This window comes from Bacteroides sp. HMSC067B03, from assembly GCF_001811315.1.
Classification (GTDB): Bacteria; Bacteroidota; Bacteroidia; order Bacteroidales; family Bacteroidaceae; genus Bacteroides; species Bacteroides faecis.
The window spans coordinates 1-25,438 of sequence record NZ_KV804369.1 but is presented as its reverse complement, the minus strand read 5'-3'; the positions used below and the strand labels follow the sequence as shown (position 1 = coordinate 25,438).

Genomic DNA, 25,438 nt, shown 5'->3' with positions numbered 1-25,438 from the left:
TCTCCTCCTTTCTTAGTTGTTAGTGTCATCAGCAGCAGCTTCACTTGCCGGAGCGGTAACCGGTTCATTTTTCCGGGAAGCACCGCTGGTTGTATCGGAAGTACCGCCTTTATATGCCTGATAAGCAGCATTCACCGCGTTCAGGAAAGCACGTGAGGTAATAGTGGAAGCAGTGATAGCATCTACCTGTCCATTCATATCTTTTGTCACGGCCAACGGAGCGTCTCCCGGATTCATACCCAGAATAGACTTCGCACTTTGCTCGTGAGATACAGCCTGCTCGCCTTTAGCCGGATCATAAGCACCAAACCACTTATCTGCTTTGGAACCCAGTCCCGGAGTTTCGGCATGTGCCAATAAAGAGTAGTTATAGATCTTGCCTTCGGCATCAAAGCCTACCAGCACTTTCAGTTCACCACCGAATCCCATTGACGTAGCCTCTACAGCAGAACCGACCCATTGTTCACCGTTCTTAGCCGGATAGATAATGAAATCTACGATTTTCTTTCCGTCCTTCTCGCTGAACACCGTATCGCTTTCAGCTACCGGATTATTGGTAAATTCAGGAAGCACCTTTTTCAAAGCCTCGTTCAGCGTTTTCGCATTCGCTTCGGCAATCGGTCCTTTCGTCAATTCATTTACATATGCCAGCAACGCTACAGAGACAGCAGTGACTCCTGTAAGCACCAGCAACATATTCTTTAAAGATGATTGTAACTTTTTCATTTCTTCTTCGCTACCTCCCCAAAGCGTTTAGGTTTACAATAGGTGTTAATCAGCGGAGTAAACGCATTCATTATCAGGATGGCAAATGACATACCTTCGGGATATGCACCGAACAGACGGATAACGACCGTCAGCAGACCGATACAAACTCCGTAAATCAGCATACCTTTCTTACTCATCGGAGAAGTCACATAGTCGGTTGCCATAAATACGGCTCCCAGCATCAGACCTCCGGAGAGTAACTGCAATACCGGAGAAACATACTTTTCAGGATCTACCAGGTGCATAATGCCTGCAAATACAAACACAGTCACAATAATAGAAACCGGGATATGCCAGGTGATAATCTTTTTCCAAAGCATATAAGCCAGTCCGAGCAGCAGTGCCAGCGCACTTACTTCACCGATACATCCGCCGTTCTGTCCGATAAACAGATTCAGCGCATCGGGTATATGGCTCAAAGCGCTTGTATCGCCATGAATAGCCTGTTTCATCAATGCCAGCGGAGTAGCACCGGTGGTAGCGTCCATATAAGAAGTCAGCTGCCCCACTACCGGCCATGTTGTCATCTGCACCGGGAAAGAAAGCAGCAGGAATACACGTCCCGCCAATGCCGGGTTGAAAGGGTTGCAGCCCAGACCACCGAAAGACATCTTGCCTACACCGATTGCAAACAGTGCGCCCAGAATGATAATCCAGACAGGTAAGTTGGAAGGTAAGTTGAATGCCAGCAACACACCTGTAATAACAGCAGAGCCGTCGCAGATAGTTGTAGCAGGTTTCTTCATTAAGAATTTAACGATCGCCCATTCGAAGAATAAACAGGCTGCTACTGAAGTAGCCGTGACAATCAGAGCCCCCAGCCCGAAGAAATAAAGAGACACCAGAAAAGCCGGAATCAGTGCGATCAGCACGCCATACATATTCTTCTGTACGCTGTCTCCGCCATGAACGTGGGGGGATAGTGATACGATTAATTTATTTTCCATACTTCGTTATTTTTTAGCTTGACGTGCACGAATCATAGCTCCTACCTTGCCTTTACCCAGGCGGCAGTAATCAAGCAACGGACGGTTGGCAGGACAAGTGAACTGACAGGAACCGCACTCGATACAATCCATGATTCTTTCTTTTTCCATTGTTTCAAAGTCTCCGTTTTCGGACAAAGCTCCGAGCAAGTACGGCTCCAGTCCCATCGGACAAGCGCTCACGCACTTCGCGCAACGGATACAGGTTTGTGCTTCACCACGTTTAGCTTCCTTCTGATTCATGATCAGGATACCCGAACTGCCTTTGGCCGTAGGAACTTCGATATTCACCAAAGCCTTCCCCATCATCGGACCGCCGCCGATCACTTTTCCCGTATCCTCCGGCAGACCACCGCAAGCATCAATCAACTGCTTCATCGGTGTACCGATACGAGCCAGGAAGTTGGAAGGTTTAGCCACAGATTTACCAGTCACGGTAATCACCCGTTCAAACAATGGTTTATTCTTCTGAACAGCTTCGTAGACAGCGAATGCCGTACCCACATTCTGCACAACAGCTCCTGTAGAGATAGGCAGCGCACCACTCGCCACCTGACGTTTGGTTATCGCATCAATCAACTGCTTTTCACCGCCCTGAGGATATTTCACCTTCAAAGGAACGACTTCGATGCCTGCATAACTGGAAGCGACTTTCGTCATCAGTTCAATAGCATCCGGCTTGTTATTTTCGATTCCAATAAATGCTTTATTTACCTTCACGGCTTTCATCAGAATAGAAACACCTACCATGACTTCCTCCGCATGTTCCAGCATCAGCTGATGGTCGGCAGTCAAGTATGGTTCACACTCTACCGCATTGATTATCACACATTCTGCTTTGAATGAAGGCGGCGGACAGAGTTTCACCTGTGTAGGGAAACAAGCCCCACCCAAACCTACGATACCAGCATCAGCAATCTTTTTCACGATTTCTTCAGCCGAGTATTCACATTCTTTTACCAATGTCTTGCTACGGTCAATGGTTTCTTCCCATTCATCCCCTTCTACATCAATAAAAATAGCAGGTTTTGCATAACCGCTCGCATCGACCACTGTATCGATCTTCGCCACTTTTCCACTGACTGAAGAATGAATCGCTGCCGAAACGAAGCCGGCAGGTTCGGCAATCTTCGTGCCTACCTTCACCATATCACCCTTTGCCACTACCGGTTTGGCAGATGCGCCAATGTGCTGGCCCAACAGAATAACTGCCTTCGCAGGAACTTCTGCCGTGATGATAGGTTGATGTGCCGACAATTTATTTTCGTGTGGATGAACTCCACCAATTGAAAATGTCTTTAACATACAATTCTGTATTTTATTCTGTTATTATTCTGTAACTTTAGGAGTTTCTGTCGCAACAGTTTTCGGAGTTTCTGCAGCAACCGGCTTTGAAGTTTCCTCTGTTTTCGGCTTGGATGCTTCTTCTGCCTTCGGTTTGCGCGGAGGGAAGTTCAGCTCGATAATCGTGTTCTGCGGACAAACTTCTACGCACTTGCGGCATGATTTACACTTGTTCGGATCGATATAAGCCAGGTTGTTCTCCAGCGTGATAGCTTCGAACGGACAAGTCTTGACACACTTACCGCAGCCGATGCAGCTCACCGTACAAGCCTTGCGTGCTACAGCTCCCTTGTCCTTGTTCACACAAGAGATGTATACACGGCGTGACTTCTTACCTTGCGGGCGAATCTCAATAATCGCCTTCGGGCAAGCCTTCACACAAGCGCCACAAGCTGTACATTTTGCTTCGTCCACTTCCGGAAGTCCCGTTTCAGGATTCATGTGGATGGCGTCGAACTGGCAGGCAGCCACACAGTCGCCACATCCGAGGCATCCGTAGCTACAGCCTGTTTCTCCACCATACAATGAAGCGGCAATAGCACAACTCTTGGCACCGTCGTATTGATTGATACGCGGACGGTTGGCACAGCTTCCGTTACATCTCACCACTGCTACCATCGGCTCAGCTTCAGTAGCTGCCAGTCCGAGAATATCAGCAATTTGTGCCATGACAGGCTGACCGCCTACAGGGCAGAATTTACCATCCAGCGAACCGGCTTTGACGCAAGCATCGGCAAATCCGCTACAACCAGGATAGCCACATCCACCACAGTTTGCCTGGGGCAACACTTCCCCCACCTGGGCAATCCGCGGGTCTTCATACACGGCAAATTTCTTGGAAGCTACATAAAGAATAGCGGCCAGCACGAGCGCTATAGCTCCCAATGAAATCACTGCAATCAGAATCAAATTCATAATGTTCTAGTTATTTATTGGTTTTATAGTAAATGAAAAATGTTGTTTCATTCGCGTTTTATTGAGCCATAAAATGAAATAATAAGGTATAAGAACGGCCAGAGAAAGAAGAGCCGCATACAGTTCATTCCCTATCAACGCCATCAAGACGAACAGAGAAACAATCAGAAGTACAAAAGGAATTATGAATGCCAATGCTACAGCCATCATGCCCATCGACGTTTCGCCGATCACCATCACCCGCTCTCCTGTCTGATAGGAATCAGCCGCAGCATCTGTTATATCTATGATTTTGTCTTTACTATCCGCCGAAGAACAGTGACCTTTTGCGCTACAAGCCGCACAAGCCGACGTCTGAACGATCCTCACCGACAGATGAGAACCCTGTATGTTTTCCACAATACCCAGATGCTTTATAGTATTATTCGTCATTTTGCAAACTCAACATTACAAATCGCGGCAAATTTAATCATTATTTGTGAACTACGAAGCATTCCCTCACTTTTTTCTACATAATAAAATGTTATTTTTTGTGTTTTCGTTATCGCACACGAAAAAGTAACGCCAACTATTTGATATTTTAGCATACAACAAAGCAGGCGGAAAAGTTCTTCCCGCCTGCCTGTCTTATCTAACCAATTACTTTATTTACTGAATGCTGCTTACAATGATGCAGCCTGTACTCCCAGTACTCCGGCAATCGCACCGGCTACAGCAATGATTACTTTCAAAACTACACTCCAAGTTTTCTTCATAGATTTTTCCTCCTTTCTTTTTTAAGCTTTTCAGATTATACAGTCGGATCCGGGGCTTCCTCGTCTCCTCCTCCTTCATTTCCACCACCGCCATTTTCACCATCATCCGGATTATCCGGTGTCACAGAGGCATTCAATTTCTTCAGATATTCATCCAGACTGATCAGATCCAGTTTTTCATCCGCACGGGTAGCTGTCTTCGTGATACGCAGTTCTTTATTTGCCTGAAAGAAGATGCGTACACTGTCCACACTTTTAGCCGTAACATCTTTCGCTGTGTCTGTACCTTTCGAACAGGCAGTCAGCATAAATACACCCAAGCCTTCGATATTCACTGACTTACCTTCCAGAAGTTGCTCCTTCATCTTCTCCACAAAATTCTGAATCACACTCTTGATATCACCAATGGATAAAGAGGAATAGCCCTGCATTTTCTGCGCAATATATTTCAGATTGACAGACTGACCTAAAGTAATCAGATGCGGATAATATTTCTTAGGAGAATTAGGAACACGCGGATCAGATGGTCGCGTTACGACTTTGTAAATTACACTCATAATACGTTTTTAAAAAGATTCAAATTCAAGTTATTTATTCACGTTTCGTTGATCAACAATGCAAAGGTGAAGCTTTTATTTCATATAGCAAAAAGAAAAGCCCCTTGCGGGGCTCTTTTTCTGAGAAAAGTTATAATTCATAGATATTCAGATATTTATCTTTTTGTATCTTGGCCATATCCATAGCCGTAGCCATAACGTTTACCATAGCCGTAGTGTTTGCCATACTTACCGTAGCCGTAGTAATAACCGTATTTTCGCTTCTTCAGGTCTACGCCGTTGATGACGGTACAAAGATTAGGCAGCTTCTTCTCAAAAGACAGTTCATTGATCAATGTATATTCCGCCTTATGAGTGTAGTCAGCACGGCATACGTAAACTGACAAGTCTGCTATACGGCCGATTAATAAGGTATCCGTTACCATGCCGATAGGAGCAGTATCAAGAATGACATAATCGAAGTTCTTCTTCAAGGTTTCTATCGCTCTGTCCAGACCGTTACGAGCTAACAGTTCCGTTGGATTAGGAGGAACAGTACCACCCGGAAGAATAAACAGATTCTTATTTACATCAGAAGGTTGAACAAGCTCCATCAAATCCGTTTCAGGATTGGAAAGATACTGAGTAATACCTCTCTCCTTATTAGAGAGCTGGAATACTTTATTCAACCCCGGCTTACGAATATCGAGTCCGACAATCACCACCTTCTTTCCCAAAAGAGAAAGACTGATAGCCAAATTCGACGATACGAATGATTTTCCTTCACCACTGACAGTTGAGGTCACAAGGATAACCTTCTGATCATTATCGAGCATAAACTGAAGGTTGGTTCGAATATTACGGAAAGTTTCACTCATCAGATTGTTCTTGTTCTCAAATACCGCAATAGAGCCATTCTTATCATTCTTTTCGTCTGTCAATGGAACATCACCTACAACCGGCACACTCGTTAGTTTCTCTACATCAGCACGACCTTCGATCTTAAATTTTGTCAATTCTATCAGGTAGATAATGCCAACGGGAATTCCAATACCCAATACCAATGCAATCAGATAAATCATAGAACGCTTGGGAGATACCGGAATATCATCAGCTATCGCTTCATCAATGATCTTCGCATTATTGGCAGTAGCGGCAAGTGCAATCGCATTCTCTTCACGTTTCTGTAACAACATCAGATACAAGCCTGCTTTAATCTCCTGCTGGCGGGCGATGCTTACATAAGCACGCTCCTGTCCCGGAGCATTACTGATACGACGGGAATAGCGACTTGCTTCACGGTCAAGACTCTCTTTGGTGATCATCAACCCCTGCAAGGTTCCTTCAAGAGTAGCCTGCACATTGGCTTTCATGGCACGGATACTTGTATCCAAATTCACAATCGTAGGGTTATTCTCTGTTGATGTACGCAACAGGCGTTTACGCTCAATAAGCATCTCGTTATAACGTTCAATCGCACCGATCAAGGCAGCATCCTGTAAACCAACATTACTCGGCAAGACTTCGTATTCATTGCCTCGCAAATACTTACGCAAATCATTTACCAAACTGATTTGAGTACGGTTCTCCACACTTTTCTTTTCATACTCAGCATTACCAGCTAAGGCTATCTGAGCTTCACTCGTCAAGTCCGTGATACCTGCATCACGCTTGAAGGACTCCAGATTAGCTTCCGTACTACCTAATTCTTTTGAGATAATGCCAATACGTTCATCGATAAATTCCGCCGTCTTCTGAGCGATCTCGTTTTTATCATTGTTCGTATTGCGATTATACATCTCAAGCAACTGGTTGATAAAATCCTGTCCACGCTGCAAACTGGAGTTCTTCAACGAAATTACGGCTACAGAAGTAGTCTTAGAAGTAGGGGCAATAGACAAGTTTTTACAATAGTCTTTTGCCACTCTCATCGGTTTGTTTATTGTCGCAGTTATATGGCGTATGTTCTTCTCTATCCGAGGAACTTTCGTTCCATCCTGTAAAGTTACCGAATCAGCCGCCTGAAAGAAAGCCAGTGTGCCTTCATCAGTCGGAAAGATAGCAGGCAACTTCTCAAAATGCTTCTGATAACCCTTCTCACCTACAGTCACATTCACATCCATACTACCTTCAGGCTGTAAGGTCATCTCTACCATCATTGGTACATTCAATTCTTCAGCCTCCTGAGATGTCAGACTCACCTGCACCGGAGAAGTCTTATATAAACCTTTAGCAGGAAATTCATCCTCATCTTTATAAGTTATATACAATCCCAGCTGATTAACAACCTCTTTTACGAGTGTTTTCGAACGTAAAACTTCCAACTCGTTATCAATATTTTTAGAAGAAGTCATCACACCACTTAACCCCATATCCTCCAATTCCGAAGAAAGTCCTGCACCTCCACCCTTCTTCTCGTCTTTTATGAGAACAGTGGCGGAAATATTATAAATGGGGGTAGCCCAATGCAAATAAAACCACGCGCCAACAAAACATAGCAACACTGCCCCTACAAACCAGGGCCAGTGAATAATATACTTAAAAAGAAGCGCCCGGAAATCAATCTGATCCTCAGTCAATTCACGTTCCTTCACGTTTTGATTTTCTTCCTTCATAACCCTTTCTTTTTATTTCAAGATGTTAAACAATAAACTGGCAATAGAAACAAGGATTGAAGTAGCAGAGAACCACAAGCTTGTACTAGTTCCGATATCCGAATTTCGTGCTTTCGCTTTATTAGGAGTTACGTAAAGAATATCATTCTGCTGCAGATAATAATAAGGAGAAAGAATAGTCTCCGCCTTATTCAGGTCCAACGGAATAATTTCCTGCTTACCATTGGCGTTCTCCCGTATCAGCTTAACATCATCACGCAAACCGTATACAGTCATATCTCCTGCCATAGCTAAAGCTTCCAGAATGTTCACTTTTTCATTAGAAATCGTGAACGTACCAGGACGGGCAACTTCGCCGATTACGGAAATCTTATAATTCACCATACGTACTGTTACAATAGGGGTTTCTTTTATATAAGGTTTCAGCCTTTCCACAATCATTTGCTCTGTTGCTTTCTTCGTTAATCCACCCACATGTAGTTCACCCAACACTGGAAAATTAATATTACCTTCATTATCCACCAAGTACTGTTGTAAGACTGGCTGAGTGGTGGCATAATTCAAGGCCATATTATTCTGCGTTGCAACAGTCAAATTGAAAGGCGCCGCCAATTCTGGACTAGTACATGACACCACAATGGTTAACAAATCCTTTGGCATAATCTTTGCATCGTACAGTTGTTCATTCTGGGTACTATACAATACCACTTCTGCATCCTGCAAGTAAGGTACTTTTTTGTAAGACTGGCAGGCTGTTAACAGAAAAGCTACCAATAGGCAATAGCCTAGTTGTTTCATTTTCTTCATATATTTCTTTCTATTGTTTTTAATACTATAATTACAAATTTTATTTACTCCTCCATAGATAACTTCTTCCAATTTACCTGCAAGACACGTTACAGCTTCTCCAGTATTTTCATATTGATAAGTAGACACTTCCGTTTGTGCCTGCAAAGCATTCAGCATTCATTGTAATGTGTCAAATTACATAAGTCATAATTACAACGCAAGGATGGCAATTCAGCCGCCTGAGTTAATAGCCCTTTTGGAAAATCTTTATCAATCATCTTTTCCATTAATTATTGAACTCAAAAACTCACATCTTGTCTTATCTGTCCTCTGTACCTAAAAGAAGTATGCACATAATCCCCCTATTACTACTTTTTTCATTGGAGAATCTAAATGAGATTAGAGGGACTTTACGATATCTACGAAGTTCTCGATAACATACTCTACATCCTCCTCTGTCATCTTAGTGTTAAGTGGAAGTGTCATTGTATTCTCGAACATCTTGTAGGCATTGGGAAAGTTCTTAATGTCGAAACCGAGAGTCTTATAGGCAGTCATCATAGGTAGCGGCTTGTAGTGCACGTTGGTAGCGATGCCACGTTCTGCCATCTTAGTGATAACATCGTTCACCTGCTCACGAGTCTTGCCTAACAAACGGATGATGTAAAGGTGATGACTTGAACAATGCTCAGCCCCTTTATGGTCGAGAACAGCCACATTCAGTTCCTTAAAAGCCTCATTGAAACGCTCTACATACTTTTGACGTTTCTGAAGCATTGTATCGTAACGCTCCATCTGAGCCAAACCAAGCGAAGCCATGATGTCGGTCATATTACATTTATACCAAGGACCAATCACATCATACTCCCATGATCCGAGCTTAGTTTTTGCCAAAGCATCCTTGTTCTGTCCATGGAGACTGAACAACTGACACTTGCGGTACAGAAACTCATTCCATGTCTCTCCTTCGAAGACAGGGACAGTAGTATCTATATCCATTACTACAGGTTCGTTTCCAAATGGTAGATGCCAAGTAAGTGCGCCACCTTCTGCCGTAGTCAGATTCTTAACAGCATGGAAACTGAAGGAAGAGAAGTCTCCAATCTCACCAGCCATCTTCCCTTTCCACTCGCTACCAAAAGCGTGAGCACAATCCGAACTGATTATCACACGACCAATCTTCTTCTGTAATTCATTAGTAGGACGGAACAAACCCTTCTTCTGCTCAAGGACCTCCAAAATCTTGTCATACTCACATACCACACCACCTAGATCAACAGGCACAATCACCTTAGTACGTTCTGTGATAGCCTCAGCCAACTTTTGTAGATCCATCTGCTGGTTTTCCTCGTTGCTATCTACCATCACTAAGTGGCACCCCACATGCTGAGTCACACTTGCACTAGCCGTATAAGTATATGCAGGCACAATTACCTCATCCTCAGGCCCCACTCCAATCAGACGAAGCGCAAGTTCCATAGCAGCTGTTGCAGAATTCAGACATACAGTCTTATCAGTATGTACGTATGCCGAAATCTTCTTCTCAAATTCTTTTGTCTTAGGACCAGTAGTAATCCAACCACTCATGATAGCCTCTACTACCAATCTCGTTTCAGTTTCCGTCATATCTGGAGGACTGAAAAACACGTTCCTTTTTTTTAAATCAGTACTCATTTTACTGTATATTTTAAAAGTTATTGTTTATCTTTCAGTAATTATCACTTTGAATGTCATAAAGATCAGCTTAATATCATACCAAAAACTAGCGTTCTCAACATACTCCAAGTAGAGCTTGATCTTCTCCTGCATAATCACATTAATGTAGTAATCCTCTGGGGCCTCAGCCTTTTCCATCAGTTCATTCTCATTACGGAACTTGATACTTGCAGGATCTGTAATGCCTGGACGTACATCCAACACGTGCATCTGCTCTGAAGTCCAATAATTCACATAATAGCGAACCTCAGGACGAGGACCTACCAAACTCATGTCGCCGATAAACACATTGATTAATTGAGGTATTTCATCAAACTTATATTTGCGGATGTAATACCCAGAGCGTGTAATCCGAGAATCACGCCCACCAATAGTCACCAATGATCCTTTGTCCGCCCCTACATGCATGGAACGAAACTTTAAAATACGGAAATTCTTATTGTTCTTGCCTACACGCACCTGACGATAGAACACAGGGCCTTTTGAATCCATCTTGATCCAAATGGCAAGGACTAAAAACAATGGGCTCAACAGCACAAGCCCAATTCCACTCGCTACTATATCAAATAATCGTTTCATATAACTTATTATTCATTCTCACAGGCAATGACATCGAATCATAGGCTTATGTCCTTCTTACTACCTATCACAACCTTTATATTCCTGTTGGCCACTCTTTAATTCTCTGTTCCTCACTTCCCTGACAAATAAGAATATAACCATTTTTCTCAGAGACAATATATCCATCTAAACCTTGAAACACAACCTTATTTGTATCTTCTACATAAACCACATAATTCTTGCATTCGTACACGTAAATGTTACCAATTGCGCCATTATAAATTCATCTTTTTGAAGTTTATCATGTAACGAAGCCCAATTACCAAGATTGCTCCATCCGAAATCAGTAGGATGGATATATACCATACCAACCTTTGATACAGGCTCCATGACTGCATAAACAACAGAGACCTTTTCTACATTCGGAAAAATCTCTCGAACCTTTGAAATTTCTGAAACTTCTGAGGTAATAGTAGCATCCATCTCCTCTACAATACTTGGTTTATACTTACTAATGCATTCTGTAATGGTATTGGCACTCCATACCAATATACCTGCATTCCAGAGATAATTGCCAACAACAAGATATTTCTTTGCTGTTTCAAGGTTTGGCTTCTCCTTGAATTCATTTACGCTATGAATCTTCTCCTCCCTAAGTTACGATATCATTGTTCTTCTCTGTATAAATTAGCACATTCTTTATAACACGCCTGAACTCCTCTCGATTCATCACTATTACATCTGTAGGAGTAACAACAAGTAGCATTAGCTTCTTCCTTACAGATACTCCAGCAAGTCCAAACAATGCAAGGAACTGTATTGCGTACAACAGGTTCAGCTAAGATTAGCTGCAAATCCCTAAGTTGTTTTTTGATGCTATGTCTAAAATTCTGTTGAACAATATTAGGCTAGCTGGTTATTTCATCAATGACAGAGTTAAGACTTCGTCTACACAATTGCTCACATTTATTAATATTCTTCCTTTAATAGCCTCAAGAGCAAAAACTTGCATTCCATGATCAACAGCAAAATCAAACCAATAGTCCCACTCATTTGCATTCAATTGAAATGTAAGCAATCTGTTAAAATCCTGCCTAAAAAGAGATACTCATAATAATGCTAAGAGTAGATTTTTCCTAACTATTAATTCCATTTATTGGAAATCGTCTTTTCAAATAGCTTAATATTTTACTTAAGATTATCCTTCAAGTAATCGTTTAGACACAAGATTTGTTTAGGACGATTGAATTTATTCTCAGCACAATCAACGCAATTCTTTGCCATCACTTTCATTTCCTCAGGATGAGATACTGCATACTTAATATTATCTTTTAATCCTTCATAGTCTTTAGAATGAGCCACCAATCCAATATTGTTATCCTTCACAATACGGGCCCCCTCACCTTCTCCAACAAACATAATAGGTAAAGCTGCAGCCATAGAATCATAAATTTTAGAAGGAACTGCTCCATAGATATTTTTGACTAATGGAATCAGCGTCATATCAGCCTCCTTCAATCGAAAAGGTAATTCTTCTCTAGCAACGACACCATGATATATAATACCATTATTTGGATGAGAAGCTATAAATGCTTCAATCTCCTTCTGCTCGCCACCTGAACCATATATATGAAATTCCATACCCATCTCAGCAAAATTGATGGACTTGCAGATATCAGCAACCCCTTGAGCGAATCCAAGCAAACCAGCATAAACCAATCTAACTTTTCCATCATTAATCTTATGCACCTTAATATCTGCAAATCTTGTAGGATCTACTCCATTCCGAAACAGATAGGTTTTATTGCTACCGTGGGAAGCAATATGATCAACAATCTCCTGAGATTGCCCCATAGAAATATAAGAACCCTTATAAATTCTATGCTCAAGATTCTCAAGAATATGATAAAGTTTTCCTTCTGATATCGCACCCAACTCTTTCGCAGACAAAGGCCAAATATCAGAAATATTAGCAATAAATTTACAATGTGCACGCTTGGCTAACCATTTTCCAACAAGCCCTAACGTCAAAGGAGGACTTTCAACTATTAAATAATCCAATTGCTTGCTCTTCAGATAGCGTAAAGAGAATAACACCATAAATGAGAAAGACACCATATTCCAAATTCTAGGAATCACCTTCTTTGTATTTGATGCATAGAGCCAATATCTTTTAATCTCTACACCATCTATTTGATCAGTGCATGTAATCTTACCTCTATAATCATCAAATATCTTCCCCATAGGGTAATTGGGCATACCTGTGATTATGCATACTTCATTACCACATTCCTTAAGGCCATGAATCATTTCATACAAACGATTCTGAGGTGCACCCATTTCAGGTTTGTAGTATTGTGTCAATAATGCAATTTTCATTTCTGTATATTTAATAATTGTTTATTTTCTATATATACTAATAGTAGCTTTAGCTGCATTCTCCCATGAATACAAATTCTTCAGATACTTAATCCTGTATTGTATCTTCTCATTATTAATATTACTATCAATATAGCGCATAAGTAATTCGCATAGAGAAGACGGATCATTATTTTTGAAGAAAAAATCATGATCCAACGAATTGTCCAGATCACCATGAATCGTTTCTACAAAAGAAGGTAAGTCCGAACAGATTATATTTTTTTCAAAATAGATAGATAACAACAGGACGCCACTTTGTGATATTTCTCTATAAGGAAGGACTAAAACGTCACTATTATTTATCTCTTCATAAAGTTCATCATTAGGCAAAAAGTAAGATTTCCAATGAATAAGGGAGTTAGAATCTTTACCTTTAAGTTCCTGTAAATAGCTTTCACCGACACCACCAACTATCCTAGTTTCAATCTTTTCACTATATTCAGCAGGCAATAAGTTAACTGCATCAACTAGAACATCAGTTCCTTTATAATAAGTTTGCAAACCAAACTGTAATATAACATATTTATTTTTTTGCAAAAATTCTTTCTTGGAGATCCTAATCTTAGGAATAAAAACTCCATGATGAACAATACTGATAATATCAGGAACAAAATCAAACTCTTTGATTACTTCCATTTTAGATGATTCCGTATGAACAATGATGTTATCTATATTCCTGCAAGTATCACGAAACCTCTTCTTATATTTTTGTTTTCCGCTATCGCTCATGCTTTTCACACCATGAGGATAAATATTGTGTATCGTTAAAATAACCTTCGTTTGAGGTGATAGTACATGTAGCAAATAAAGAATATATTTTTCTATACCAACTACTTCAACAAAAGGTAACCATTGGAAATGAATAACATCAATTTTCTTAAAAGAAACAAACAAAAGCAAGTAAATATAATTAATAAGCCCCTCCAATGCTTTTATTAATCTCTTTACAATAAATTCGGTTTGACTGAATTTATTAGGGATTAGTCTAATTAAACCATGACCAGGAATCAAAAGTTGTATTGATGATTTTCCCTTCGACAATTCTTTTTCTAATGCTTGGTATAAAGCCTTGTCATAATTATCGACCTTTCCCGACAAATCAACTAATAAATATTTCATATTTATTTAAACCATGGGCGATCGCCTAATTTATATTTCATATTATCTTTTCGCCATCCAATAATCTTAGAAGGTACCCCTCCTACTATAGCCAAAGGAGGAACATCTTTTGTTACAACTGCTCCACATACAACAACTGCGCCTCTTCCTATTGTTACACCTGGCAAAATTGTTGCTCTTGATGCAATCCATACATAATCTTCGATAGTAACATTACTCGCGACAGGGGTATATTCAGAACTATTATAATCATGTTGCTCAGTCCAAATGTAAGAATCTTGTGCTATATCGACATTATCACCAATTGTAAGATCACATCGTCCATCAAGTACACAATATTTGTTAATATTGCAATTTCTACCAATTGTAATACGTTGCGGACTTCGAATGTCTACATTCCTAAATATAGAACATGTCGAATTTCTTTATAAAACATTTGCAACATAGTCGTTTCAGCATATGACACGGTGTCCATATTTTTATTTCAATAAAGAAATGTATTAAGCTACTAATAAAATCTCTCATTTATCGATTACTTTTGCATCTGTCTATTTATAAATTCAATTATTTTTTTTGCTCTAAATTCAATCCATAATGATTTAGCCTTTTCTTTAGATCCTTCTGCTAACTTTTGTCTTAAATCAGAATTATCCATTAATTGTTTAATAGCAGAAGCGATATCATCGACACTTTCTGGGTTTACTAGTAAAGCATTAGAACTATCTAATATATCATCATTAAATGGTAAGTTTGAAGATATAATAGGAAGTCCACATGCAATGGCCTCTACTATAGCATTAGAGCAGCCTTCATTCAAAGTAGGTAAACAAAACACATCAGCAGCACTGAGATAAGAAGGGATATCATCATGTTCTAATGCTCCAATATGAACTATTCCATTACAATGAGGTGTCGCATCGTCTCCTGGTACTGGCTTTCCTATAAAAATAACTTTTATCCTTTTATCACCAATCTTATCAATTGCAGCAGCAAGTCTAGAAGCCCCCTTACGATGGATAAAACCACCGGTAAAAACAATTAAAAAATCATCATCAAAAACTCCAAGTGAATTCCTATTAAGAGGATTTATATCAGAAAAAAGAGAAGAACTTACAGAGTTAGGAAGAACAACAATATCCTCAGCTTTTGACAACCCATATTCTATACACTTCCTTTTATTAAGACTTGATACACTTATGACGCCTGTTACCGCATTGGAAAGCCTTTTCTTTTCTGCAAAAGATAACGAATTGACAAGATCCTCCAATGCTGTATCTCCTTCACCACAAGCAACAAACAATGGTGTACCATTCTTATAGCAATACTTTCTAATATCAAAAGCATTTTGCCAAAAATGGCCATAAATAGCATCGGGCTTTAAATTATGTTTTGTGATTACTCTCAAGATGACTTTATATCTTAACCATTCTAATATGTTTTGTATCCATCTTGGAGCATTTCCAAGGGTTAAATATTTCGGACGATAAATATGATAACTTCGATTACCAATTTTCTTTTCAGAATCCACTGCTAGCAGAGGGTCTCCTTTTAGTAAATGGCGTGTTATACTTTGAGGAGCGATAACAGATATATCAACCCCTTGATTAACCATTTCATTTACCAACTGCTCAACAAAAACATATTTTGGATGAGATGGAGCAGGATAATCAGTTGATACAATACAAATATTCATTACTATACAAATAAATTATACTTCATTCCATGCAGGAACATTTCTTTTAACAATTTCCGCTGGCGTCCCAGCAATAACAACATTTGACTCAGTGAACGAGCGATTTACAGTTGCATTAGCTCCTATACTTACATTGTCAGCAATAGTTATATCACCAAACAATATTGCCCCTGGGCCAATATACACATTATTCCCAATTATGGGAGCACCGTTTTTGCCTCTACTTGCCCCTATGTTGACGCATGAATGAATTCTACAGTTACGTCCAATCTTAGCTTTACTTGAAATAATAATAGAACCATAATGAGCGATGGACAATCCTGGGCCACAAACATTAATAGGTATAGAAAAACCTAGATGCAATTGAATTTTTCTTAATTTTAATCGATGATAAAAAAGAAATGCCCTCCCCATAATTCCTCGTATTAGAACAATTGGACAGATATTCAACAATTCGTAATTCTCTTAAGAATTCCGAAATATAATCAGGTGCTAAGAAACTAAGAATTCTTTCTCGTAATGACACTTTTGCACTTTTATTACAAGCCAATCTATCACTTTCATGATAATAACGCAGATCAGTAATATTTTTTATCATAAAACACTATTTCTTAATATTATTAATACCATTACGAGTTGAAATAATAGCCCCCCATAATAACCATACCAATAGGTTTCCATCTGCTAAAGAACTATTATGAGTCATTGTATTAATACTATATGCCAAGTAGGCCCCAGCAAATACTAGAGATAGAATATTATTCGCAGATAACTTTTGGATTAGTATTTTTAATACAATTATCATTTGTTCTACAAACAAAGTGATAAGGAACAAACCACCGAATATACCACCATAAATGAAAGCGTTGAGAAAAAAATTATGAGGCATTTTAATGTGAATGTTAGTATAATAAAAAATACCGCCTACTGGAGTTGATTGAATAAAATCCCAGGCTTCAGACCAAATATGACTTCGAGCATCCTCTTTGATACTGAAACTCGATTCACTATATCTAAATCCATCATCCAAAATACTGTCATAAAATAATGGGCTACCAAATACAATTATTAATATTATAGCTATAAAAAAAAATATCCATTTGACTTTGTTTTTCTCTTCAGAACTACCGACTAACTTAACAATCATTAATATCGAAATAAAGCCTGCAGCAAACAAAGCAGTTCGTTCTTGTACAACGAACACTGAAACAAGGAAAAACATTAACAATATTATATTCCAGAACTTTAAACGAGCGCTCTTATTATAAAATATCAAAGCACACGAAACTGCAAGTACATATCCATTTAATACGGAGCCAACAATGCCCGGAACCGCAAGACCTGCTAGAGTATCCATCTCACGGAGTTCAGCTCTCTCTAAAAGTTCATCAGCAGCTGTAATATTTAAAGTATCAAGTATGATATATGAAAGTGGCCGCTGCCACATTTGAATTAAAGTAACGACAGCATCAACGAAAAAAATAGAAAGCAAAGATAACAAAACAAACCTTGCCCCCCTATATTTTGAAATTATCATTCGAGTTGACTGATATCCTACAAATGCAACCAAGTAATAACTTAATAAATTTCTAAGAGCTATATCAAAACCTCCTGTAGAGAAACAAGCGACAAGATAAAAGAACACAAATCCAAAATACAGTTTTGCATATTTATCAAAAAAAAGATAACCCTCCTTTATGCAAACGACTATCATAACAACAGACATTATTTGTCTGGGGGTAACAGGGCCAATATATAAAGACCCATAAAGAATTGATGATATTAAAAATATCAAGTATAATAAGTAATAAAATAATATTTTCATATATTCTAGCAATCTCCTGTTTATTAACAAACAGTTATATAGTGATCTTGAATCAACAACTTATTTTTTAAGGTGAGTAAGCGACAATATAGCGAGCCCAGGTCCTTTCTTAAGAATTAAAGCCAGAAGAAAATAAAAGAATGACGCAAAAGTTATTGCTATAAACATTTCTAACACCCACCAAAAACCATCAAAATCTGGTATATACATAAAAACACCAACTGTAATAAATGAAACAAAGAGAGAAATTCCAAAAGAATAGAAGATTTGTCTCAACTCAACATGGGTAAGTTTCTTAATAGTGTAAAACAAATAAGGAAATACACATATCACAGCAAGAAGAATAGAAATGCCAGCACCAATAAGACCATACCAATAAGTGAGAGGATAAAGAAGCCCTATCATCACTAACATTTTGATTGTATAAAATCTGAATTCCTGTTTTGTAAAGCCATAAGCTCTCAATAATGGATTAAATGAAAACAACAAAGTTTGAAAAACATATGATACAAATATTATTTTAAACGGTTCAACCATTTCCACCCAAGTACTGCCCAATACAAGAAGAACAATAGGCTTTGCATAAAGCACAACCACAATACACATCATGGAAAGAAGATACATGACAATATTCTGAATTTGACTAAGGACATGGTCGACCCTAGATTTATCGTCTGTTATCTGAGCATAAAGTGGAAAGGCGACATTATCAATCACACCTGTAACGAAAGTTCTTGGATAACCTGCAATTGTTTGAGCACGATTATACAATCCAAGAGATGCTGTACCCAAAACGTTACCGACTATAGCAACATCAATATTAGTAGCAAACCATGACGTGATATTTTTCAACTGCAACCACCCCCCAAATCTATATAGCTCATAAAATTTATCTTTGTCAATAACAAACTTAACTTTATATGGATAAACAAAGAATGAATATATTAGCCTAAACAAATATTCTGATAGTAGTGCAATAATTAATCCCCAATAAGACTTCATGTAGTACACGCTAACTACAACGAGAACAAAACTAAGAATTTTTGGAAAAACTTTAAGATAGAAGTATTTCTTTAATTTGATCTCCTTCTGAAAATATGCTATTGCAGGATTTTGTCCTGCTGAGAATATAACACTTAACATTATAACCATAGATGGAAGCACTCCTTCCTCATTATGGTAATAATAAGTGCATATTGGAAATATCAAAAATTCCAAAACTATTGTTGCTACTATTGATGCTAATAAATTCGCAGACCAAGCCGTATCCAAATAGTCTTTAATATCTCCTTTCTTCTGAACTAAAGCTGGGCCTAATCCCATAGAAAACGCAATTGTTCCAAGGCCAGTAAAAAACACAGCAATAGCATAGACACCAAAATCAGTTGAAGACAATATTCTACTAGTTATTGCCAATTGTACAATACCTAATACTGTAAATATAACATTTTCGGCAGCTGTCCACATTGTTCCAGATAAAAAAACGCTTTTTAAGCTTTTCCCCATTTTACTTTGATATAAGATATAATTTTACATTATAGAGGAATGATATTATTCTCCTTTTTGCATTAATATAACAAGTAGGGATTTGCACCAGCAAACTCTTTGCTGCACAATCTAATCCCTCCCGTAAAAGTATACGCTTAAAAGATTCTCTACCTGTCTTCTGAGCTACAGGATGATGAAATGCATAATTATATTTAGTTATATATTTTTCAGGAATGAACTCAACATTGCATTGCCTTCTTGCAAGATCAATCAAATATTCACCTTTCTCCGACTGAACACTCGCTTGTGATACCCCCCAAGGACTATATTGGAGCATATTTTTTTCTACAGCATGAAAATCACCAAGTGTTAAATCAGATACGAGTCCGAATTCTTGATCACCAAGTTTATATCTACAAGAAGAACATGAAGGTCGCTTCAGATACTGAAAAGCAATCTCATAACTACTTCCTTTAAAAAGTTCTTGATGATGTTTCCCATTTTCAAAATCGGCATAAATATAATATGGTTTCCAACCACTCTCTTTATATCTTACGGAGAAATACTTTATCTGAGAATTATTATTTTCTTTTAATTTACTTGCAAAAAGATTTTGCACCTTAGGAGTCGTAGGTCCATGACACACCAAAGATATAGAATATAAATTATCTGTGTTACGCCCCCAATAATTATACAGAGCTGAAACTTCACATGGCAGACCGATAAATAATATTTTTTTCCTTTTTATATTTCTTATCGTTTGATAGATACCACCCTTCTCAGCTTGAATATACTTAGAAGTCCTAAACTGTTCTAATTCCTCAATAGTTTCTGCTATTGCATATTCCGATTTTGAAAAATCAGAAGAATAACGTACACCAACAACAACACCCTTTTCCAAAATAAATTGCTTACTGATGGCCGTTGCATAGCCTCCAGAAGAACTATATCTCGTTCCATCAATATCTCGCGTTTGCCCGCCAAACGAAGCTTTCAATACAATATCATTTCGATTAGAGGACTTCATTGGGCAGATTTTTATACATTTATTACAATGTATACACCCCTCATCTGTCTCTATATATGGATACAGAAAGCCTTCGTCATCTGGTTGCATTCTAATTAAATTCTTCGGGCAGACACAAGAACATAATTCACAGCCACAGCATTGATTCTTACTTTGATATAAACCGGATGTCAACATATTAAAAAGTTAATGCTGCTTTCAAGAATTTCATTGATCTCTCGCGCTCTGATTGAACCTTTTGGGTAACAAGTGTATAATCGATTGGCTGTTCCTGATAACTATCCCATTCCCTATGCTTATCTGTAATTAATCTATATTTAATCTCCCAAAGAGAAAGGATATCATCGATTCTAGAATGACGCTGTAACTTTACTCCAGTATTCTTCCTATAAAACACATATATCTGCTTTTCATTCATTATAGAAAATGCTGTACCATGGAAAGAATCTGTAAACACACATTCTGCCCCCCTTATCCAATTAACGAAACTGTCTGGAGACTCACCTGTCATTAGAAAATCTGCGTATTCCTGGTCTATTTCTGAATAACTTTCGTTACTAACTACTGATACAAGTTTGAGCCCCTTCAAATTAGCATATCTACGAGCACATTTCTTTGACTCTTCATCATTTCCTAAGAAATAGCAGAAAATATACTTGTCTTCAAATTTCTTTTCAACTGGAAAAATCTTTTTCCAATCTTCGCAAGATATTAGATAGGTAGGATCAACAACAACCTCAGCATGAATATTATTATCACATACTTTTGAAATAATATCTGCTCCTGTTTTTTCTCGTACAGAAAGATAGTCTATCCTGCTCCAAGCTTTACGAGATGTTCTCCAATAGCTCTTTGGATATTCTGAAACACCAAGACTAGTTGCATAAGATATTGTTCGAACGCTCTTGGGCACAAAACGGAATGAAGAATCAACTCCAAATGAGAATCCAGGATGCCATTTCTGGTCACTACCAATAAGAACAGCATCATATTCAGAACCTAGTTTACAGAGATTTGAAAAACCTGAAACTTCCTTTATATTATGTAATCTTCGATGTATGAATTCTACATAAGAAGTTTTTCTTTTCGCAATGTTATTTTGAAAAGTTGCATCATTAAATTTTGTGCGTGCTGCCTTTTTCTTCTTTTCTTGATAAGCATCAATCAAAAAACGAAACAAGCCCAAATCAAGCGGATAATGTTTGTTAAAACGATCTGCAGTATAATCGATTATCTCTGTTTCACACCCTAAAGACTCAACAATATATTGAGTTGCAAATGCCTGAAGCATAGTGCCATAATTTGGATTTTTATAAGCTATTAATAATCCAACTCTTTTCATTGTTTAAAATTTGACTATTATCAATTTGCTCCGTCAGGCAGAATCGAACTGCAAGCTTGTGCTCCACCTGTGCTGACGAATAACCTTATATTTTAAATGTGATAAACTCCCTCAAGTGGACAAATATTGAAGCAATCCAATATCACCTTACCCTTGAGCCTATCCCAGTTGTGCTTGATGTGATCGTGCTTAACCATCAATACGACCATATCAACATCCTTCAGGAACTCATCGAAATCAGAGAACTGATTCTCTGCAATCTTGTGGTTCTCGAGAAAAGGATCGTAGCACTTCAATGGACGAGCTAAGTGGCGCTGCTGAATATCGAGTAATTGAAGGGCTGGAGACTCACGGAAGTCATCAACATTCTCCTTATAAGTCAACCCATAGAGGCCTACTTTACGGTTATCGGTGATATTATTCTCCTTCATGATCTCATAAATGCGCTCAAGAACGAATGTTGGCTGGCTATCGTTAGTCTTCATCGACTCATCGATTACCTTAGCGAGCTGTGGATAGTCTCCAACGAGGAACCATGGGTCGACAGAAATACAATGCCCACCTACACCAGGTCCTGGCTGAAGAATATTTACACGTGGGTGCATGTTGCAGATGCGGATAATCTCGTATACGTTCATATTGTCGTGACGACAGATACGTGCAAGCTCGTTAGCGAAAGCGATGTTAACTGCACGAAAGGTGTTTTCAACTACCTTGGTCATCTCCGCAGTACGAATATCGGTTACTACAATATCACCCTGACAGAAGCTTGCATAGTACTCTTTTACCTTCTCACCAATCTCACGTGAGTCAGCACCGATAGTGCGGTTGTTGTGAAGAAGCTCATAAATCATGTTGCCTGGGATAATACGCTCAGGAGCGTGCACAAGGTTTATGTCCTCACCAATCTTGAAGCCGTTCTCCTCGATGACAGGACGTACGAACCTGTCGATGGTTCCTGGACTGACAGTTGACTCGATAACTACGGTTGCTCCCTTAGGGCAAACCTTCATCACTTCCTTGACAGCTGCTACTACATAGCATGCGTCAACCTTCTTTGAAAACTTGTCGTATGGTGTAGGAACGGACACGACATATATGTCTGTCTTCTGGTACTCTGTAGTGAACTTGATGCCAGCTTTGAGGGCATTATGAAAGAGTTCGTCGATACCATCCTCTTTGAAGGTGGTGTGACCTGCATTGAGGGTGTTAACGAGCTGCTCGTTGTAGTCAGTACCGATGACCTCAACTCCGTGAGAGGCCATCATAAGGGCGGTCGGAAGACCGATGTAACCCAATCCAATTACATTAATCATGAGTTTGATTTTTAATGAGTTATTTTTTGTTGTTATTTTCTGTTGTTGGGATGAAATTGACATCGTAACGTTCTGTCTCTTTGTCAGCAAGGATGTCTGCAATGCGACAGCAAGCCTGTCCATCACCGTAAGGGTTAACAGCTTTGCTCATAGCATCATATGCTGCTGCATCGTCGAGGAGGACGCTTACCTCATTCATTATCTTATCATAATCTGTTCCCACAAGATGAACAGTACCAGATGCAAGTGCTTCAGGACGCTCTGTGGTATCACGCATTACGAGTACTGGCTTTCCAAGTCCTGGAGCCTCCTCTTGGATTCCACCAGAATCGGTCAAAACAATGGTAGCTTTGCTCATAAGGTATACAAACTCGAGATACTGAAGTGGCTCAATAAAGAAAAAGTTAGGACGAGTAAGATCTTCACCAAACACCTCATGAATGGGCTTGCGCACGTTAGGATTGAGATGCATAGGATATACGAAATCAACCTCAAGATATTTTTCTGAAAGATCCTTCATTGTAGTTACCATACGAATGAAACCGTCACCAAAATTCTCGCGACGGTGACCAGTGATGAGGACGAGCTTCTTGTTATTAGCAAGACGTGTTACATCGTAACCTGCCTGTGCAAGTATGTTCTCTTGCTCCTTAGCAAGCGCATCATCGTCCTTAAGTTTATTCACCACCATATGAAGGGCATCAATAACGGTATTGCCAGTCACATAGATGTTGCCATGGGCCTTCTCCTCTAATAAGTTCTTCTCAGAAAGTGGAGTTGGAGAAAAGTTATAGGTAGCAATACGTCCTGTAATCTGACGGTTCATCTCCTCTGGCCATGGAGAGTAAATATTATGAGTGCGAAGACCTGCCTCCACATGACCTACAGGAATCTGAGCATAAAACGCAGCAAGGGCACCTGCCGTTGAGGTAGTGGTGTCACCATGAACGAGTACAACATCTGGACGACACTCATTGAACACATCACGAAGACCGGTGAGGACACGTGCAGTCACATCAGTAAGATCCTGACCTTGTTTCATAATGTTGAGGTCGTAATCAGGCTTCACATCGAAGATTTTGAGAACTTGATCAAGCATTTCACGATGTTGACCAGTAACACACACGATAGTTTCGAACTCATCGTTGCGCTTCTGGAACTCCTTAACCAGTGGACACATCTTAATTGCCTCTGGTCGGGTTCCGAAGACTAGCATAACTTTCTTTGCCATAAATTGACTGTTATTATTTTATTTTTTGTTCTTTTGCAAGCAGCCTAACCACAGAATTACCACTAGAAAAAAAGTTGCAAAATACAGTAGCAGTATCTAAATATTTTAGGAAAGAGGAAAGGCTGAAGACGAAAGTCTAAAGATGGTATTCGCAGGTGCCATAGTATTGGGGACTTCGATTAACTTTGCATAAACTACTCTTCACACTTATAGTACCTAGAGTACCATTGAGCGAAAGCCCTTAAACCTTTACGTAGTGAGATTGATGGCTTGAAGCCAAAATCTTGTTCCAGAGGAGTAGTATCAGCATAAGTCACAGGCACATCCCCAGGTTGCATTGGCACTAACTCTTTGTGTATCTCAAAATCGTAATCATCGGGAAGTACCTTGGCTGCTATGAGCTCTTCCTGAAGAATGGTCACAAAATCAAGGAGATTCTCAGGTGAGTTGTTACCAATATTATATACTTTGTATGGTGGAATTGGAAGTCCGTCATCACCATTTTTCTTCTCAGGAGCATACTGCATAATACGGACAACGCCCTCTACGATATCATCAATGTAGGTGAAGTCGCGTTTGCAATTACCATAATTAAAAATCTGAATGGTCTCACCCTTCAAAAGTTTGTTGGTAAAGCTAAAGTAAGCCATATCGGGACGACCACAGGGACCATAAACGGTGAAGAACCGCAAACCTGTACTTGGTATGTTATAGAGCTTACTGTAAGCGTGAGCCATTAACTCATTGCTTTTTTTAGTAGCAGCATAGAGTGATACAGGATTATCCACCTTATCATCGGTACTATAAGGCACTTTCTTATTACTTCCATATACGCTACTGGAAGAAGCATATACCAAGTGCTCCACACTATGATGACGGCAGGCTTCTAAAATATTATAAAATCCAATAAGGTTACTTTCAATATATGCATCGGGGTTAGTGATGCTATAACGCACACCGGCTTGAGCAGCAAGATTCACGACTACCTGAG

The 25,438-nt window shown here is 39.2% G+C and carries 24 protein-coding genes; all 24 read right to left on the bottom strand.

Annotation, left to right across the window (positions count from 1 at the left end; all coding sequences use genetic code 11):
- Positions 1-12: 12 nt before the first annotated feature.
- Complete coding sequence (locus HMPREF2794_RS15155) at positions 13-726, bottom strand: RnfABCDGE type electron transport complex subunit G (protein WP_070751819.1); 714 nt, start codon at positions 724-726, stop codon at positions 13-15.
- On the bottom strand, positions 723-1,715 hold the full coding sequence (locus HMPREF2794_RS15150; RefSeq protein WP_070751818.1) for an RnfABCDGE type electron transport complex subunit D: 993 nt from the start codon (positions 1,713-1,715) through the stop codon (positions 723-725). Before HMPREF2794_RS15150 ends, HMPREF2794_RS15155 begins: the two co-directional genes overlap by 4 nt.
- Positions 1,716-1,721: 6 nt before the next feature.
- Positions 1,722-3,059, bottom strand: a complete 1,338-nt coding sequence (rsxC, locus tag HMPREF2794_RS15145) for an electron transport complex subunit RsxC (RefSeq protein WP_070751817.1) — start codon at positions 3,057-3,059, stop codon at positions 1,722-1,724.
- A gap of 24 nt (positions 3,060-3,083) precedes the next feature.
- Positions 3,084-4,013: a Fe-S cluster domain-containing protein gene (locus tag HMPREF2794_RS15140; protein ID WP_010538335.1), complete on the bottom strand. Its 930-nt coding sequence runs from the start codon at positions 4,011-4,013 to the stop codon at positions 3,084-3,086.
- A gap of 6 nt (positions 4,014-4,019) precedes the next feature.
- Complete coding sequence (locus HMPREF2794_RS15135) at positions 4,020-4,445, bottom strand: SoxR reducing system RseC family protein (RefSeq protein ID WP_010538336.1); 426 nt, start codon at positions 4,443-4,445, stop codon at positions 4,020-4,022.
- A gap of 230 nt (positions 4,446-4,675) precedes the next feature.
- Positions 4,676-4,768 (bottom strand): smalltalk protein, encoded by a 93-nt coding sequence (locus tag HMPREF2794_RS29000; RefSeq protein ID WP_008765124.1) that lies wholly within the window; start codon positions 4,766-4,768, stop codon positions 4,676-4,678.
- 35 nt (positions 4,769-4,803) lie between these two features.
- Positions 4,804-5,325, bottom strand: a complete 522-nt coding sequence (locus HMPREF2794_RS15130) for an HU family DNA-binding protein (RefSeq protein ID WP_070751816.1) — start codon at positions 5,323-5,325, stop codon at positions 4,804-4,806.
- A gap of 155 nt (positions 5,326-5,480) precedes the next feature.
- Positions 5,481-7,919, bottom strand: coding sequence for a GumC family protein (locus HMPREF2794_RS15125; protein WP_070751815.1), 2,439 nt, complete (start codon positions 7,917-7,919; stop codon positions 5,481-5,483).
- A gap of 12 nt (positions 7,920-7,931) precedes the next feature.
- The gene (locus tag HMPREF2794_RS15120; RefSeq protein ID WP_070751856.1) at positions 7,932-8,726 is read right to left on the bottom strand and encodes a polysaccharide biosynthesis/export family protein; all 795 of its coding nucleotides are present in this window, start codon (positions 8,724-8,726) and stop codon (positions 7,932-7,934) included.
- Between the two features lie 381 nt (positions 8,727-9,107).
- The gene (locus tag HMPREF2794_RS15115; RefSeq protein ID WP_070751814.1) at positions 9,108-10,382 is read right to left on the bottom strand and encodes a DegT/DnrJ/EryC1/StrS family aminotransferase; all 1,275 of its coding nucleotides are present in this window, start codon (positions 10,380-10,382) and stop codon (positions 9,108-9,110) included.
- Positions 10,383-10,409: 27 nt separating this feature from the next.
- Positions 10,410-11,003 (bottom strand): sugar transferase, encoded by a 594-nt coding sequence (locus HMPREF2794_RS15110; RefSeq protein WP_070751813.1) that lies wholly within the window; start codon positions 11,001-11,003, stop codon positions 10,410-10,412.
- A 201-nt stretch (positions 11,004-11,204) separates the two neighbouring features.
- Complete coding sequence (locus tag HMPREF2794_RS29585) at positions 11,205-11,627, bottom strand: sugar phosphate nucleotidyltransferase (RefSeq protein WP_240052971.1); 423 nt, start codon at positions 11,625-11,627, stop codon at positions 11,205-11,207.
- Between the two features lie 546 nt (positions 11,628-12,173).
- Positions 12,174-13,364, bottom strand: coding sequence for a glycosyltransferase family 4 protein (locus HMPREF2794_RS15100; protein WP_070751811.1), 1,191 nt, complete (start codon positions 13,362-13,364; stop codon positions 12,174-12,176).
- Between the two features lie 21 nt (positions 13,365-13,385).
- On the bottom strand, positions 13,386-14,525 hold the full coding sequence (locus HMPREF2794_RS15095; RefSeq protein ID WP_070751810.1) for a glycosyltransferase: 1,140 nt from the start codon (positions 14,523-14,525) through the stop codon (positions 13,386-13,388).
- A 2-nt stretch (positions 14,526-14,527) separates the two neighbouring features.
- Positions 14,528-14,731, bottom strand: coding sequence for an LbetaH domain-containing protein (locus tag HMPREF2794_RS29580; protein ID WP_255323353.1), 204 nt, complete (start codon positions 14,729-14,731; stop codon positions 14,528-14,530).
- Positions 14,732-15,057: 326 nt separating this feature from the next.
- A complete protein-coding gene (locus HMPREF2794_RS15085) occupies positions 15,058-16,218 on the bottom strand; it encodes a glycosyltransferase family 4 protein (RefSeq protein WP_083312098.1) in 1,161 nt (386 codons plus the stop codon).
- 15 nt (positions 16,219-16,233) lie between these two features.
- Positions 16,234-16,632 carry a serine O-acetyltransferase gene (locus tag HMPREF2794_RS15080; RefSeq protein WP_240052969.1) on the bottom strand — a complete coding sequence of 133 codons (399 nt, stop codon included), beginning with the start codon at positions 16,630-16,632 and terminating at the stop codon, positions 16,234-16,236.
- Between the two features lie 190 nt (positions 16,633-16,822).
- Positions 16,823-18,043: an O-antigen ligase family protein gene (locus HMPREF2794_RS15075; RefSeq protein ID WP_070751808.1), complete on the bottom strand. Its 1,221-nt coding sequence runs from the start codon at positions 18,041-18,043 to the stop codon at positions 16,823-16,825.
- A 60-nt stretch (positions 18,044-18,103) separates the two neighbouring features.
- Positions 18,104-19,549 (bottom strand): lipopolysaccharide biosynthesis protein, encoded by a 1,446-nt coding sequence (locus HMPREF2794_RS15070; protein WP_016267355.1) that lies wholly within the window; start codon positions 19,547-19,549, stop codon positions 18,104-18,106.
- A 1-nt stretch (position 19,550) separates the two neighbouring features.
- Positions 19,551-20,558: a Coenzyme F420 hydrogenase/dehydrogenase, beta subunit C-terminal domain gene (locus HMPREF2794_RS15065; RefSeq protein WP_070751852.1), complete on the bottom strand. Its 1,008-nt coding sequence runs from the start codon at positions 20,556-20,558 to the stop codon at positions 19,551-19,553.
- Positions 20,559-20,736: 178 nt separating this feature from the next.
- The gene (locus HMPREF2794_RS15060; protein WP_016267353.1) at positions 20,737-21,900 is read right to left on the bottom strand and encodes a polysaccharide pyruvyl transferase family protein; all 1,164 of its coding nucleotides are present in this window, start codon (positions 21,898-21,900) and stop codon (positions 20,737-20,739) included.
- A 92-nt stretch (positions 21,901-21,992) separates the two neighbouring features.
- The gene (locus tag HMPREF2794_RS15055; RefSeq protein WP_070751807.1) at positions 21,993-23,216 is read right to left on the bottom strand and encodes a nucleotide sugar dehydrogenase; all 1,224 of its coding nucleotides are present in this window, start codon (positions 23,214-23,216) and stop codon (positions 21,993-21,995) included.
- A gap of 19 nt (positions 23,217-23,235) precedes the next feature.
- A complete protein-coding gene (wecB, locus tag HMPREF2794_RS15050) occupies positions 23,236-24,447 on the bottom strand; it encodes a non-hydrolyzing UDP-N-acetylglucosamine 2-epimerase (protein WP_083312096.1) in 1,212 nt (403 codons plus the stop codon).
- A 194-nt stretch (positions 24,448-24,641) separates the two neighbouring features.
- A partial coding sequence (locus HMPREF2794_RS15045; RefSeq protein WP_070751806.1) for an NAD-dependent epimerase/dehydratase family protein occupies positions 24,642-25,438 on the bottom strand: 797 nt, incomplete at its 5' end.